The sequence below is a fragment of the Microcoleus sp. AT9b-C3 genome, from assembly GCF_036705485.1.
Classification (GTDB): Bacteria; Cyanobacteriota; Cyanobacteriia; order Cyanobacteriales; family Microcoleaceae; genus Microcoleus.
Window position 1 is genome coordinate 1 of record NZ_JAUBUR010000044.1, and the last position, 15,005, is coordinate 15,005.

Here is a 15,005-nt window from a genome sequence, read left to right on the forward strand (position 1 = left end):
CGCTCCAATTCTTGGATGGAAAGGTGTAAAATTCTCATCAAAAACTTCGAGAGAACCTTAGATAATGCAACTGCCAAAATGAATCTTTGTTTTATTAGGTTGATGATTAAGAGGCTAGCTTCCTAGATCTCAAATGGGTTCTATAGGTCGAGTGGCTAATCGCCTATGCCTTATCCTTGCCTTTTGGCTTGGTCTTTATCAGTCTTTACCGTGTTTTTCAACGGGTTTATTCTGATTAAGCCGTTAGACCATCTAGTGTAACGATGGTTCGGACACATCTTTGCTTTCGCTACACATGAACTCTTGCTCAACAGTTACCAGTTTCGGCTACCAGTAGTCTGCTTTTTATCCCCGCTTTATCTTGTTAGTTGCTACCTACCAAAATAGGGGATATGCTTTTACCGCTGCACTTGCGGACTGGGACTTGGAATGAACCGCACCCAGATATGTATCTAGTTGTTATGGCTCTGTAGCCATACTAGCCATCCCTGAGTATTACTACTCATTTCGACTAAACGAATCGCACAGCCTATCACTATTATATCAGCATTCCCCTCAAACCCGAATCCGAATGGCAAGAAATCGAGGATATTAAGCCCTAATTAGAGCGCACTATCATGCTGATTAAGCAGGAGATTTAGATGCAGCAAATGCGATTATTTCTGAAGTTTGGGAGTATTTGCGACAGTGGAATTGTGCAGAGTAGGTGTGTGGAAATATAGAGTTGCCCTTGTTAACGGAAGTAAAAAACATAACTTTTTAGGGGCGGGTTCACCAACAATATCTAACAATTACCAACCATCTAGATAAACCCGCCCCCCACCACCGATAACCTACGTCAACCCGCCATTTGCATTGCACCGGAAAATGTACATGATGATTTATGGTTCGGTCCGGGCGGGTTTTCGAGATTGTTTGTTTTAGGCAATTATTGTTTGTGAACCAGCCCCTACAAGCACCCGGTACATTCTGATTTATGCTTGGGTTGGGGCGAGTTTTATTGATTATCAATGATTGGGAAAAATTGTTTGTAAAACCCGCCCCTATCCCATCACTTTTACAAAACTCGCAAGGTGCTAGCAATACTATCGACTGCTTCCAGCGCGCGAATTTCATCGAGTGCTTGTTGAAAATTACCTTCCCTAACATCGTGAGTCACGACGACAATTTCTGCTAAATCGCCGCGAATTCCCGTCTGCACAACAGATTCCAAACTAACTTTGTGATTGCCGAAACAAGTGCCTAGTTTGCCAATTACCCCCGGAGTATCGCGCGTCAGAAAACGGGCGTAAAAGCGAGTAACAAGTTCCTGCATCGGAGCAATTTTGCAGTAGTGTTGGTGACTGCAACTGAGTAAAGGATGGGGAATGGGAACAGTTTCGGTTTTCAGGATTGCCGCCACATTCATGATGTCGGATACTACGGCGCTAGCTGTTGGGCCTGCACCAGCGCCGCGCCCGTACAGCATCAATTGCCCGATCGGCTCTCCTTCGACTAAAATTGCATTGTAAACTCCGTTAACACTCGCCAGCGGATGAGTTTTCGGCACAAAACTAGGATGCACTCGAATTGACAGCAGTTCGCTTTCTGCCTCCGCTTGCTTGCCATTGTAGCGGGAGGTTTCTTGAGCAATAGCCAACAATTTAATCACAAATCCCAGCTTGTCGGCGTAGTTAATATCAGCCGCACTAACTTTTCTAATACCTTCGCAGTGAACATCTGCTAATTTGATGCGTCCGCCAAAAGCTAGCGAGGCTAAAATAGCAATTTTATCGGCCGCATCTAATCCATCTACATCTGCAGTGGGGTCAGCTTCAGCATAACCTAATTGCTGAGCGTCGGCGAGCACTTCGGCAAAGTCTGCGCCTTCTGTTTGCATCCGCGTCAGGATGTAATTAGTTGTGCCGTTGACGATGCCGGTGACAGTTTGAATGCGGTTTGCACCTAAAGATTGTTTGAGGCTTTGAATGACTGGAATGCCGCCGCCGACAGCAGCTTCTAGCATTACGTAAACGCCTTTTTTGTTGGCGGCCTCGAAGATTTCATTACCGTAGCGGGCGATAACTGCTTTGTTGGCAGTGACGACGTGCTTGCCGCTGGCAATAGCTTGCAGAATGAGCGATCGCGCCGGTTCCAATCCGCCAATCAATTCTACTACAATATCAATTTCCGGGTCAGTTGCGATCGCTTCTAGGTCAGTTGTCAGCACATTTTCTGGCAATTGTAAAGACCGAGTTCGAGAAATATCGCGCACTCCCACCCGATAGATTTCCAATTCCTGCAACAGCGGATGGCGGCCATCTGGGGAGAGCAAAATCTCTGCTGTTCCCGCGCCAACTGTACCCAAACCTAACAAACCAATTTTGAAAGCCACGACTTTGACCCGTAGAAACTCAATTAAGCCACAACCATTGTAGGCTATTCCCGTACCGGAGCAATGAAAATAGTATTGTAGGGTACGCATTCGGTACCTTATATCAATTCCGGTTGCACTCATACATGGTTGTTGACTGTTGACGGGCGGGTCGAAAAACTGAATGGTTGAGTGTTAACTCTTGACTCGATTTTATTATTCCGATGCAACCGGAAACGATATTACAAGTCGGAGACAATTGCCCTAAAAACAATTGTAGGGCGAGCCAAGCCCACCCTACAAATCAGATTAAATCAGGTAACACATTAATAAGTTTCAACGTGCCAACGGTGCTCTTTCTTCAACTGTTTCTGATAGGCAGCCCACTCAACACCGTGCTTGCTAGACGCGGCCGACATTCCCTCATCAATTCCGCCTTCCATACCCTTCAAACCGCAGATATAAGTGTGAGTATTCGGTTTTTGAACCAATTCCCACAATTGGTCTGCGTTCTCTTGAATCCGGTTTTGAATGTACATCTTGCCGCCGTCAACATTCTTTTGCTCGCGGCTGATTGCATAAGTTAAGCGGAAATTATCGGGGAACTCGCGCTGCAATTGTTCCAACTCTTCCTTATAGAGAATGTTGGGAGTGTAAGCAACTCCAAAGAACAGCCAAGCTAAACCTCTGAATTTGTAATCGGGATTGTTTTCTTTAAACATCCGCCACAAATAAGCGCGGAAAGGAGCAATACCCGTACCGGTAGCCATCATAATAATGGTGGCTTCTTCGTCGTCGGGTAACAGCATTTCCTTGCCTACGGGGCCGGTGATTTTGACATCATCTCCAGGTTGCAAACCGGTGAGAAAAGTTGAACAAACACCAAAGACTTTTTCACCGGTTTCTGGGCTTTTGTACTCTAGGCGGCGGACGCACAGAGAGACTGTTTTGTCGTCTACATCGTCTCCGTGACGGGTGGAGGCGATCGAATACAGCCTAATTTTGTGAGGTTTGCCGTTTTTATCCGTCCCATCGGGAATAATCCCGATACTTTGACCTTCGAGATAGTGCAAATTGCCTCCAGAAATGTCAAATTTGACGTGACGGACTGTACCCTCGCCGCCTTCTCTGACTAATTCTTCTGTAGAAATGCACTTACCAATATAGGGATTGGCCGGCTTGTAGAGGTTAACAGGAACCTGAACTTTTTCCTTGGCTTGAGTCATGGGCTTAGTTTTTTCTCCAGATTTCTGACTCTGTAGCCCTGCTTCTGGTGCGACTTTGCCATTTGTTTCGGGAGCGCTGTTTGAGGGGCGGATGCTGACAATTCTTCCACCCATGCGAGCAATTCTACGCATTTCCTGATTCATGCGCTCGTAGGGCACGGAGATAAATACGCTGCCGCTACGGCGAATCGGGTTACTTGTTTGGTCAGTTGCTTGGCTCTGACGCATACCCTCCACTTCGTAAACAAAGATGCGGCTGCCTGATTCTGAGTTTGCCGCCACACCAGATATGCTTGGGCTGTACATTGGTTGATTTTCCTTCACGATACAGAGTTATAAAGAAAGAGAATGTGACGTTAGACTCAATTTACTTTTTTCTTAAGGCCATCGGGACTAATTGGCCTCGCCAATTTTTGGGCCTCGCCACGCCGGCGGGAGTGTTGAAGTTGCGATCGCTCGCGTATCAAATCCCTACTAGCCGAACGCCGCGCTCACCGAGCCCGCTTTGCGTTCGGCTGTTGACCTATAGCTATTGTTGTCTGCGTACTGCCAATATTTTACCCGATCGGGGGATCTGCCCCGATAAGTCATTTCGATCGGCAGTCGGGGATGGAGTAGGGGCATCGGGGCAAAAATAGCTTCTATTGACCGACAGCAGCCAGCTATAAGGTTCTGGATTTATGCCTGCACGTCTGCTGACTGACGGCGTTAATTCTCCAATCTAAAATCTAAAATCTAAAATCTAAAATCGATTGAGGCTGAGCTTGTAGGGGGCGGACGCATTCTGGTAAGATTAACCGCTAAAGTTAGTATTAATTACTTGCCTTGAAGATTGCTTGGGTCTTTCCGGGCAGGCAGTCAACTCACTGCTGTATGCTGGTGAGAACTCGATCCTCTCGGGGTAGCAAAGCAGCACAAAGCCTGCTTGCGGCTACCTGCGGGCTGAAATTTTGTGGAATCTAGACTTGAGTTAGTTAGTAAACAGTGATTTTGTTAGAGGGAAACTATGACCAGTAAGCCGGATCGCGTGGTTTTAATTGGCGTTGCCGGAGATTCCGGATGCGGAAAATCTACTTTTTTACGCCGATTGACAGATTTATTCGGGGAAGATTTCGTGACTGTAATCTGCCTCGACGACTATCACAGTCTCGATCGCAAGCAGCGCAAGGAAACAGGGATTACTGCCCTTGACCCCAGAGCCAACAATTTTGACCTCATGGCCGAGCAAATGAAGGCGCTCAAAGAAGGTCACGCGATCGACAAGCCGATCTACAACCACGAAACCGGTATGATCGACCCGCCCGAAAGGGTAGAGCCGAATCACGTGATTGTGATTGAGGGGCTGCATCCCCTGTACGACGAGCGAGTTCGATCGCTTCTCGACTTCAGCGTCTACCTCGACATCAGCGACGAGGTAAAAATTGCTTGGAAAATCCAGCGCGACATGGCGGAACGGGGCCACCGTTACGAAGACGTGCTGTTTGCGATCAATGCTCGCAAACCCGATTTTACAGCCTACATCGACCCGCAAAAGCAATATGCTGATGTGGTAATTCAAGTGTTGCCGACCAACTTGATCAAAGATGACAAAGAGCGGAAGGTTCTGCGCGTGCAGATGATCCAGCGCGAAGGCATCGCCAATTTTGAGCCTGCGTATTTGTTTGACGAAGGTTCAACAATTAACTGGGTTCCTTGCGGCCGCAAGCTGACTTGTTCTTATCCCGGAATTAAGATGTACTACGGGCCCGATGCTTTCTACGGTCACGAAGTCTCGATTTTGGAAGTAGATGGTCAATTCGAGAATCTCGAAGAAGTTATTTACATCGAAAGCCATTTGAGCAAGACTTCTACGAAGTATGAAGGCGAGTTAACTCACCTGTTGCTTCAGCACCGCGAATATCCTGGTTCCAACAATGGAACTGGTTTGTTCCAAGTGTTAGTCGGATTGAAGATGCGGGCGACTTACGAGAAGTTGACTGCGAAGGAAGCGAAAGTGGCTGTTAGTGTTTAGAACACAGACCTGAAAGATTTGGGAGGCGCGATCGCGCCTCTTTTTTTGTGGAGAAATGAACCGCAGAGAGCGCAGAGGGCGCAGAGTAGAGTTAGGGGAGGGTGTTTGGAAGTAGAGAGGTTAAGAAGGTTTTTCCGGCTTCATTCAGGTCGCTATCTAGGGAAAAAGTTAGACTGCGAACTCGGATATCGTCATTTTTTATATCTAGTGGCTGTTTGAGGTTTTGCGGGTAGACGAGAATTGCATTTTGGCACTTTAAGGCATTGGCGTAAGCAACTATTTGATGACGGTCATCACTGCCTACTTTATCGGGAGCTTTGTATTTTGTATCGAGGACGTATTGGACTTTTTTTGTTGCAATATCGCACAGCAGTAAGTCAATCCGATCGAAATAGTTTTGGTCATGTATGACTCGGTGTTGTTGTTTGACAAAAAAGCCTTTTGGTGTATTTGCTTTGAGCCATTCAGCGACAAACTTTTCATATAAATTGGTCATGTCTATGAGAAAAGGGAGCATTTCGCGATCGCCTGTTTCGTGACTCGGCCCTGTGTTATCTAAAAAAAATCGACATAAGGCGTGTAAAAGTTGATAATCTTGATTCAAACGGTGATAATTTCTATCAATACAAGCTTCAGGTTTAAAAGATTTTACGGTAACAAATCCTTGGAGTGCGTGAAAAGCTTTTCGCACCGTCGATGAGACAGATTCGCGGCACAAACCGCTGCGGCCAATGATGAAAAGTGTCCAAGCGAGTATTTGATTATCTTCGATGTCGCCTGTTTGTTCGTTGTAGTGGCATTTTAGTTTAACATCCCAAGGTTTTTGCAGGGCTGACCGCAAATCGACGCGGCCGCGAATGTAGGCGAGTCTTTCTGTTTTGGATAAGTAATCGCGATATAATCCTTTGCGACAGCGTTCTAGAATTTTTTGGGCAAGTTCGTCAGCTAATCCCTCGTAACTTTCTTCTAAAGATTGGCACTGAATCGATCCTTGAAGAAATTTTATCTGGTAGGCATAGTCAAGCATTCCGAAGAGGTTGTTTATGGGAACCTTTGGGCGGATGGCGATGTGAAATTCTGGAGTGATGGGAATTGTGCCAACTCTGCGTTTAGATTTTAAATGCCATTGATATTGTGTTTTAAAGTTGGGAAATTCTATCTCGATTTCCTTGGCATAATTTTTGTGTATTTTTTGTCCTACTGATTCGGGGATAAAATCTCGTTCAAAAGTAGCTAATTGATATTCTGTAAGTTCGATAATTCGGGGAGAGCCTGGTTTCATAATTTTGGTGGATGTAGAAACGCCACCCTATCGGCGTTAATGACGGCGTTAGATTGTCAATATCCCAATTTTTTCTTGATATTATCCCAGAGAAATTCTTTCATGTTTGCCTTGTTATCAAAGAAGTATTCTTCTAGGTATGGCTCAATTTCCATTTGCCAAATATCTTTAATAATATCTTCATATAAGGTTTTTGTCAAAAAGAAGGAGATGCCTAGTTCATAGTGTTTGTTGTTAATGGTTCGATTGACATCTTCGAGAATACTAATTAATTTATCAACTGGAAAACCAGTGTGCCATTTTTGGTGATAGTGTTGCAGGACTTCATAATTAGGATAAACGGGAATGAATGCGAAGCGGCGGCGGAGTGCGTTATCGACTAACGCAATAGAACGGTCTGCGGTGTTCATTGTGCCGATAATGCGGACATTTGTAGGGATTCTAAACTTTTGACCGCTGGCCAGTGTAATAAAGCGTTTTGTGTCCTGTCGGTCATCTAGGAGATACATTAACTCGCCAAAGACTTGAGATAAATTTGCGCGATTAATTTCATCAATAATGAGAACACAAGTGTCTTCACAGACTTCGGCTTGTTCGCAAAATTCTAGGAATCTACCGGGAACTATTGAGTAGGTTAATTGTCCGTTTTGAGTTGTTGGGCGGAGGCCTTCGATAAAGTCTTCGTAGGTGTAGGCGGGGTGAAATTGGATAATGTCTGAGAAACCGTCACCGCCGCCGATTAAGTGTTTGGCTAGTTTTTCGGCTATAAAGGTTTTTCCTGTTCCGGGTGGGCCTTGGATGATGGTTTGGCCTTTGCGGTTAATGGCGTGTATCCATTGGGTTAGTTGGGTTGTTTGAAAACCTGTAATTTGAGAAATTGTTTCTAGTTGATACTCTGGATTAAATTCCTTTTGATATATTGAAAAATATTGACTTATGAGAAGCTCGGATTTATTATTTTTAGGATTAAGCATTAATAATAAGGGAAAGAGTTTTTTAAAGCTTTGTGATATTTTGTGTATTAAGTGTTTGGCAGAATTTCTTAGTATTTCCTCTGAGTGAAGTGAGATAGAGACTTGAAGATTAGAAAAATAAAACGCTTGAGGTTCTGCTCTAAAAGCCCTCATTGATAACAGACTTTCTAATATTTCATAAAGACATTTTTCCGAATTACTCATTAGTAGGTTGTGAAAAGTTTCCCCCTCATTATCTATGTTGCTTTTATAATTATTTATATAAAAACAATGTCTATTGGGGAGGTTATAACGTTTAAGTATTTTGATTAAATTAACGTTATTTTTATAAGTATTTTTGTAATCATCTACCATTAAATTAAACAACTTGTAGGGTGTATACAAACCAAAAGTTAATGTCTGATTTTCAAATTTTAACATTAAATTAGAAGATACGGTATGAGTGCTACCGTTAAAACAATAGTCTACAGTGTAGCCTACTGCTGATTTCAAAGATTTTGTTGGTTGAATGTGGCCAAAGCTCTCCTTCTTGATATCTATATATTTTTTAATAAAATCAGGCAACTGCTCTTCTACCTGGCTTAAAATATACTTGACTGGCTCTTCTACATATTTTAAGAAATCTTTTTTGTGTTCCCGGTAAAAATCTGAACTGGGGTTTTCATAAAATTGTGCCAATAGGTTAAATGTGTTTACCGAAAAAGGGCATTCAGGATGTACAAAAACTTTTTCCATTTTTTCTGTATGTTTAAGGTGACTCAATTGTTGTTCTTAACTTATTGTAGCCGATCCCCCTTCCCGACACCAGACATCTGAGAGGCGATCGCACCCGCCATCCTTAGCCTCATCAATTGCCCTGCCAAACCAGTAACACAGGCAAAACCGCTAACAACAGTTGCCGGAAAATTTAAACTTGTGTCGCAATTATCTAAACGTGCTATATTCAACTCCGTAAACCCTGAACTGCGCTTTCAGGTAATGCAAATTTACAAACGAGTCAACTGAATGCTCTCTACTTTTAAGAAATTAGCTTCAATTGCAATCATTTTTGCCGCCCTAAAACTTTTACTTAATTATCCGCCTTTCAGAAAAATAGAAAATTATATCGCAAATAGAGACCCAGCAAGTGCTACCTTAGACGCTGGAAATCTGCCGCAAAAACCCAGCAGCCCGCCTCCGGTAGTTCCCAAAAAATCACCGGAGCAAAAGTTTGATGTAGTAGTATATGGTGATGAAGTACCGGGGATATGTGCGGCGATATGGGCTAAGAAAACTTTAGGCGCAAAGGGCAAAGTTGCGATCGTGCGATCGAACTACGGAAGAGATCCTTTGGGCGGCTTACTCACCCGCGGCGGTTTAGCTTACATCGATTTAGATAAAATCCCCGGTTGGTATCGCCAACCCTACGCCCAATGTTTTAAGGAATTCTTAGATAAAGCGGATGCGCGCGAATCTTGCTTAGACCCAAAAAGGGCAGATCAAGCTCTCAGGCAAATGCTTTCAGCAGCAAAAGTAAGAGTTATTTCCAACTCAACCCTTACTCCCCACGTCGTAGATAAAAAAATCGAATATGCCGAAGTAAAAGGCAGCAATCTAAAAATTATAGCCAACTCTTTTATTGACGTAACTCAAGACGCAGAATTGGCTAGAAAAGCAGGATTATCTTATTATACAGGATATGAATCTCAAAATATAAAATCCAAAAATGAAACTTTAGCTGTCTCTGTAGTTCCGAGAATTACAGGTATAACGATGTCTGAATTCCGCAGAATAGAAGATGACATTCTATACAATAGACCTTTGGTAAAAAAGATTAAAGAAAGCATTACAAAATCTAAAGACCCGGCTAGTACAAAATTTTGGATGAGGAATTTCTGGAGTACGATTTATCAGCCATATACAGACGGCTACGACATCAGAAGCGTAGCTATAGGTGCAGCGTATCACATAGACAGAAATCTGCCATTTAGTCAAAATAAAGGATTCTTTTTTGATAAGGGCAATGTCTGCGTTTATAACAAAAATGTGCTCTCCTGGAACGGGTTTCTGTTTAAATACCAAGTTGACCAAATCATGAAGATGGAAGCTAACGGCAGAAAACCGACTCCTGAAATGATTAAAGAAATGTCACATCTCCAACACTGGCTACAAAAGAAGTCTGGTAAAGATGTGAGAGTATTTCTTCCAGACGAAATTTATATCAGGCAAACTTTGAACGTTCGCGATGTGGTAGATCCGGTGACGGGGAAGGAGATTATCAAAGGGGGAACAGTACCCGAAAAGTCGATCGGCAGTTTTTCCTACGATTTCGATATGCGAGGCGGAGTCAAGAATTTATCTGCGAGAATTCCGCCGCTGCCAGTCTATAATTTCGGCATAGAAAGCGCTTTAGCTAGCAAAGTCAAGAATTTAGCCATTGTCGGGCGATCGTCCGGTTATGTGGGTATGGCTGTATCTGTCGGGCGAATTGCGACGGTGAATATTTATCAAGGACAAGGTGTGGGCGTGGCCGCTGCCTTGGCTAGCAAGTTCGGCGTACCTCTGAATTCGATTACTTCGGCTGAAACGAAAAAAACTCTGGAGACTTTAACCGGGAAAACTACGTATTTGTCGGGGAGAGATACGAGTTATGGAGTTGATTATAAGGAGGTGAAGTAATCGAGGTATAGCAGTCGCCCGTGTTGCTATACTATTTTAAACCCCGCCTACAAACTAGAAATTTTTGTTTGAGTTTGAGAAAAAAAAACGCAATTCCTGGAGTTTGATCTCTGTTATTCATTGCGATTCTTAATTATTGCCAGTTGTTTTACCACTAGGACTAAGGCAAAAAGAAAATCGGTTTGTCTGCAAAATCGTGGCTTTCTCCGATAGAAGGCGGGTTTTGGATTAGGGCTTTCTGTCAAATAAGATATTAAAAGGATTTTACCACCGAAGATGTCGAAACCTCTTCAATTCCTTCCCACATTTGAGCAACCGAAATGGTTTGCCCAGTCATGGCTTCGTGCCAAGCTTGCCGAAAATCTTGTAGAAGCGCTGCTTTAGATTGGCCCTCTCCGTCAATTTCTGAGGGTTCTGGAATACTAAAAGAATTAGCAGGAGGCATCTCTTGTATTTCTGCTGAGAAAACCTCTGGCAGATTATTTTGCGAAATGATTACCCCCTGACGTTGCTTTTGGCTTAGAAACTCTATAAAACTCGCAACTAATGCCAGATGTTCTGGAGAGAGTCGATCGAGCCATCGATCGATTTGATGTCGAAGTGCTGCTACATTCATAATGCCATCAAATCTTTTAATTTTACCTTCATTTTAACGTAAACCCGCCCCGCCTTGAATATCGCTCTTCCCTCTGCCTCTGACGCGGATGCGGTTCAAAACTCTTCTCCTCCCTTCTATGGCACAATCTTAAATAAGATCAAACTCTCAAGCCACCATGACCGCAAACCTACCCCCGCAATACGACCCCCAAGCCACCGAAACCAAGTGGCAAAAATACTGGGAAGACAACCAAACCTTCAAAGCTGACCCCGAAAAAGGCGGCGAACCTTACTGCGTCGTCATCCCGCCGCCCAACGTCACCGGCAGTCTCCACATGGGACACGCTTTTGAAGAGACGCTGATTGATGTCCTCGTCCGCTATCACCGCATGACTGGACGCAATACCCTGTGGTTGCCGGGAACGGATCATGCTAGCATCGCAGTTCAAACTATTCTCGAAAAGCAACTCAAAGCAGAAGGCAAAACTCGCCACGATTTAGGTAGAGAAAAATTTTTGGAACGGGCCTGGGAGTGGAAAGCGGAATCGGGCAATACTATTACTAATCAATTACGCAGTTTGGGCGTGTCTGTTGATTGGTCGCGCGAACGCTTTACGATGGATGAAGGCTTATCCGCTGCGGTTTTAGAAGCGTTTGTCCGTCTGTACGATGAGGGGCTGATTTATCGCGGCAATTACTTGGTGAATTGGTGTCCGGCCAGTCAGTCTGCCGTGTCGGATTTGGAGGTAGACCAGCAGGAAGTTGACGGGCATTTGTGGCATTTCCGCTATCCTTTGACGGACGGCTCTGGTTATTTGGAGGTGGCGACGACTCGACCGGAAACGATGTTGGGCGATACTGGAGTGGCGGTGAATCCACAGGACGATCGCTACAAGCATCTTATCGGTAAAACTGTCACTTTGCCGATCGCACATCGCGAAATCCCAATCGTTGCTGATGAGTTTGTCGATCCTACTTTCGGAACTGGTTGTGTCAAGGTGACACCCGCCCACGATCCGAATGACTTCGAGATGGGTAAGCGTCACAATTTGCCGTTTATTAACATTATGAATAAGGACGGCACTTTAAATGAAAATGCCGGAGAGTTCCAAGGACAAGACCGATTTGTTGCCCGGAAAAATGTGGTGCAGCGGTTAGAAACTGACGGGGTTTTGGTTAAAATAGAAGATTATAAGCATACAGTTCCCTACAGCGAACGCGGCAAAGTCCCGGTCGAACCGTTGCTATCTACGCAATGGTTTGTGAAGATCGATCCTCTTTCTAAACGCGCTTTAGAAGCATTAGACCAAAATAACTCACCAGTCTTTGTTCCTGACCGATGGACAAAGGTTTATCGGGATTGGTTGGTGAAGCTGAAAGATTGGTGTATCTCCCGCCAATTGTGGTGGGGACACCAAATCCCGGCTTGGTATGCTGTTAGCGAAACCCAAGGAGAAATTACTGATACAACACCTTTTATAGTTGCGAAAACTGAAGCTGAAGCTAAGGAAAAAGCTACGGCTAAATTTGGTAATGACGTGCAGCTAGCCAGAGATCCAGACGTATTGGATACTTGGTTTTCGTCCGGGTTGTGGCCTTTCTCAACTTTGGGATGGCCGGACGAAACTAAAGATTTGGAGTTTTACTATCCGACAACTACTTTGGTTACAGGTTTTGATATCATCTTTTTCTGGGTGGCTAGAATGACGATGATGGCAGGACATTTTACTGAAAAGATGCCTTTTGATACTGTTTACATTCACGGTTTGGTGTTGGATGAAAACGGTCAAAAAATGTCTAAGAGTAAAAACAACGGTATCGATCCACTGCTGTTGATTGGCAAGTACGGTACTGATGCTTTGCGCTACACTTTGGTTAAGGAAGTGGTTGGTGCCGGTCAAAATATTCGCATGGAGTACGATCGCAAAACTGATGAATCGAAATCAGTGGAAGCTTCCCGGAACTTCACGAATAAGTTGTGGAATGCGGCCAGGTTTGTGATGATGAATTTGGAGGGACAGACTCCGCAACAGTTGGGAAGTCCTTCTGTGGGAGGTGGTTTGGAATTGTGCGATCGCTGGATTCTTTCTCGTTACAATCAAGTTGTGCAAGAAAGTCGCAATTGTTTGGAAAATTACGGTTTGGGGGAAGCGGCGAAGGGACTTTACGAGTTTATCTGGGGCGATTTCTGTGACTGGTATATTGAGTTAGTCAAGTCTCGCTTGCAACAGGATGCTGAACCAAATTCTAAGAAAGTGGCACAGCAAACTTTTGCTTTTGTCTTGGAAGGGATTTTGAAACTACTACATCCTTTTATGCCACACATTACTGAGGAAATCTGGCACACTCTGACTCAAACAGGTGATGGTGAATGTTTGGCTTTGCAAGCTTATCCTGAAGCTGATATCTCGCTAATTGATGCTGAATTAGAACAGCAGTTTGAGTTGTTGTTCGGTACAATTCGCACTATTCGCAATTTGCGGGCAGATTCTGATATCAAACCCAGTGTGAAGGTGACGGCGATTTTGCAAAGCGAAAGCGAGAAAGAACGTCTAATCCTCTCAGATGGAGGCGTTTACATTCAGGATTTGGCAAAAGTCGAGAATCTGACCGTAACTGCTAGTTTGGATGCAGATTTGGGACAGACAATTGCTGGGGTTGTCGGTACTGTGCAAGTATTGATTCCTCTGGCTGGGGTGGTCGATTTGGCAGCTTTGCGTGCTAAATTAGAGAAGAAGTTGAGCAAGGTGGAAGCTGAAATTAAGCATACTGCGGCGCGTTTGACTAATCAGAAGTTTGTGGATAAGGCTACTCCTGATGTGGTTCAGGGGGCGAGAGATGCTTTGGCGGAAGCCGAAAAACAAGCGGAGATTTTGCGCGATCGGCTAAAGTTGTTTTAAGGAGTCATTAGTCAGTAGTCAGCAGTCATTAGTCGCGCATTGGGCGAGAAACCCGGTTTCTACGAGATTTTTTGTTTGGTCACGAGAAATCTAGAACAAAACCGGGTTTCACCAGGTTATTGCCATTCTTGTTTATGGTGAAGCCTTGCGTCATAAAAAACATCCCACAATCCTGTAGGGGCGGGTTCACAAACCATCTATGAAATTCACAAATAATCTCATAAACCCGCCCTCCTCAGCCATAAATTCATCGTACATTTTTATTGTTGGTGGGCGGGGGCGGGTTTATAATATTATTCATTTTTACCGTAAATGGTTGGCGAACCCGCCCCTACAAATTTGGTTTCAATAATATAACAACTTGTCCTAATATTACCAATTACGAATCCGCAACTATCAATTACCAATTACCAATAACCAATTACCCTCATGTTATATTTAGCCCAAGTACACTATCAGGAAAATTTAGGCGAGATAAGTCTGCAATTGCTGGCTTGCCAAAATTCTGATGATACTTGGGCTATTCTTAGTGAAGAAAGTTTCTTGACATTACAGAAAGCTTCTGATCAACATCCAATTAACTCTGCAACTAATGTTTTAAATGAAGGGATTTTAGTATTAGCAGATATTGGCGAAAATAACCAGGTTTTAAATATTCAAGCAGCTACAAACTGGGTACTACAATTAGTTGAAAAATATTTAACAACAGGCTTTACCCCCGATTTTTTGCAGCAAGAAGCCCAGAAAGCAGAAGATTGGCGGCAATCTCTCACTTTGCAGAGTCAAGAATTGTCTCGCCGCTTGATTGAAGTTGAAGCCCGCCGAGAACAAATTCAAAATTTAGAAGCAAAACTCCAGCAGGAAAAGCAATTGTTGGAAAGTTCGATCGCCCAATTGCAAATTCCGCCAGCTACACCACCACTTTGACTCCAATTAACACACCAAAGGTAGGGAAACGCCATTACCGCGTCCCCACAAACCTAATATGCAATTTGCTGGACATC

At 44.0% G+C, this 15,005-nt stretch carries 9 protein-coding genes; 4 read left to right on the plus strand and 5 right to left on the minus strand.

The window, feature by feature from the left end:
* Positions 1-1,057: 1,057 nt before the first annotated feature.
* Entirely contained in the window at positions 1,058-2,374 is a 1,317-nt protein-coding gene (locus QUB77_RS27200; protein WP_333179536.1) for a homoserine dehydrogenase, read from the minus strand.
* 305 nt (positions 2,375-2,679) lie between these two features.
* Complete coding sequence (gene petH, locus QUB77_RS27205; protein WP_333179462.1) at positions 2,680-3,885, minus strand: ferredoxin--NADP reductase; 1,206 nt, start codon at positions 3,883-3,885, stop codon at positions 2,680-2,682.
* 700 nt (positions 3,886-4,585) lie between these two features.
* On the opposite strand from petH, the gene QUB77_RS27210 reads away from it, so the two are divergent.
* Positions 4,586-5,590, plus strand: a complete 1,005-nt coding sequence (locus QUB77_RS27210; protein ID WP_015179263.1) for a phosphoribulokinase — start codon at positions 4,586-4,588, stop codon at positions 5,588-5,590.
* A gap of 91 nt (positions 5,591-5,681) precedes the next feature.
* On the opposite strand, the gene QUB77_RS27215 is transcribed toward QUB77_RS27210, so the two are convergent.
* Entirely contained in the window at positions 5,682-6,872 is a 1,191-nt protein-coding gene (locus QUB77_RS27215; protein WP_333179465.1) for a 5-methylcytosine restriction system specificity protein McrC, read from the minus strand.
* Between the two features lie 56 nt (positions 6,873-6,928).
* Positions 6,929-8,581 (minus strand): AAA family ATPase, encoded by a 1,653-nt coding sequence (locus tag QUB77_RS27220; RefSeq protein ID WP_333179467.1) that lies wholly within the window; start codon positions 8,579-8,581, stop codon positions 6,929-6,931.
* Positions 8,582-8,851: 270 nt separating this feature from the next.
* Here QUB77_RS27220 and QUB77_RS27225 point away from each other — a divergent pair, with 270 nt between their 5' ends.
* Positions 8,852-10,504, plus strand: a complete 1,653-nt coding sequence (locus QUB77_RS27225; protein ID WP_333179469.1) for an FAD-dependent oxidoreductase — start codon at positions 8,852-8,854, stop codon at positions 10,502-10,504.
* 253 nt (positions 10,505-10,757) lie between these two features.
* Here the strand turns inward: QUB77_RS27225 and QUB77_RS27230 are convergent, their stop codons facing one another.
* Positions 10,758-11,120, minus strand: coding sequence for a hypothetical protein (locus tag QUB77_RS27230; protein ID WP_333068154.1), 363 nt, complete (start codon positions 11,118-11,120; stop codon positions 10,758-10,760).
* 157 nt (positions 11,121-11,277) lie between these two features.
* Here QUB77_RS27230 and QUB77_RS27235 point away from each other — a divergent pair, with 157 nt between their 5' ends.
* Positions 11,278-14,001: a valine--tRNA ligase gene (locus tag QUB77_RS27235; RefSeq protein WP_333179471.1), complete on the plus strand. Its 2,724-nt coding sequence runs from the start codon at positions 11,278-11,280 to the stop codon at positions 13,999-14,001.
* Between the two features lie 429 nt (positions 14,002-14,430).
* Positions 14,431-14,928: a hypothetical protein gene (locus QUB77_RS27240; protein ID WP_333179474.1), complete on the plus strand. Its 498-nt coding sequence runs from the start codon at positions 14,431-14,433 to the stop codon at positions 14,926-14,928.
* The last annotated feature ends 77 nt before the right edge of the window (positions 14,929-15,005 follow it).

Coding starts and splice junctions, on each gene's coding strand:
- QUB77_RS27240 (WP_333179474.1), top strand. CDS start 14,431: ATGTTATATTTAGCCCAAGTACACTATCAGGAAAATTTAGGCGAGATA.
- QUB77_RS27235 (WP_333179471.1), top strand. CDS start 11,278: ATGACCGCAAACCTACCCCCGCAATACGACCCCCAAGCCACCGAAACC.
- QUB77_RS27225 (WP_333179469.1), top strand. CDS start 8,852: ATGCTCTCTACTTTTAAGAAATTAGCTTCAATTGCAATCATTTTTGCC.
- QUB77_RS27220 (WP_333179467.1), bottom strand. CDS start 8,581: ATGGAAAAAGTTTTTGTACATCCTGAATGCCCTTTTTCGGTAAACACA.
- petH (WP_333179462.1), bottom strand. CDS start 3,885: ATGTACAGCCCAAGCATATCTGGTGTGGCGGCAAACTCAGAATCAGGC.
- QUB77_RS27210 (WP_015179263.1), top strand. CDS start 4,586: ATGACCAGTAAGCCGGATCGCGTGGTTTTAATTGGCGTTGCCGGAGAT.
- QUB77_RS27215 (WP_333179465.1), bottom strand. CDS start 6,872: ATGAAACCAGGCTCTCCCCGAATTATCGAACTTACAGAATATCAATTA.
- QUB77_RS27230 (WP_333068154.1), bottom strand. CDS start 11,120: ATGAATGTAGCAGCACTTCGACATCAAATCGATCGATGGCTCGATCGA.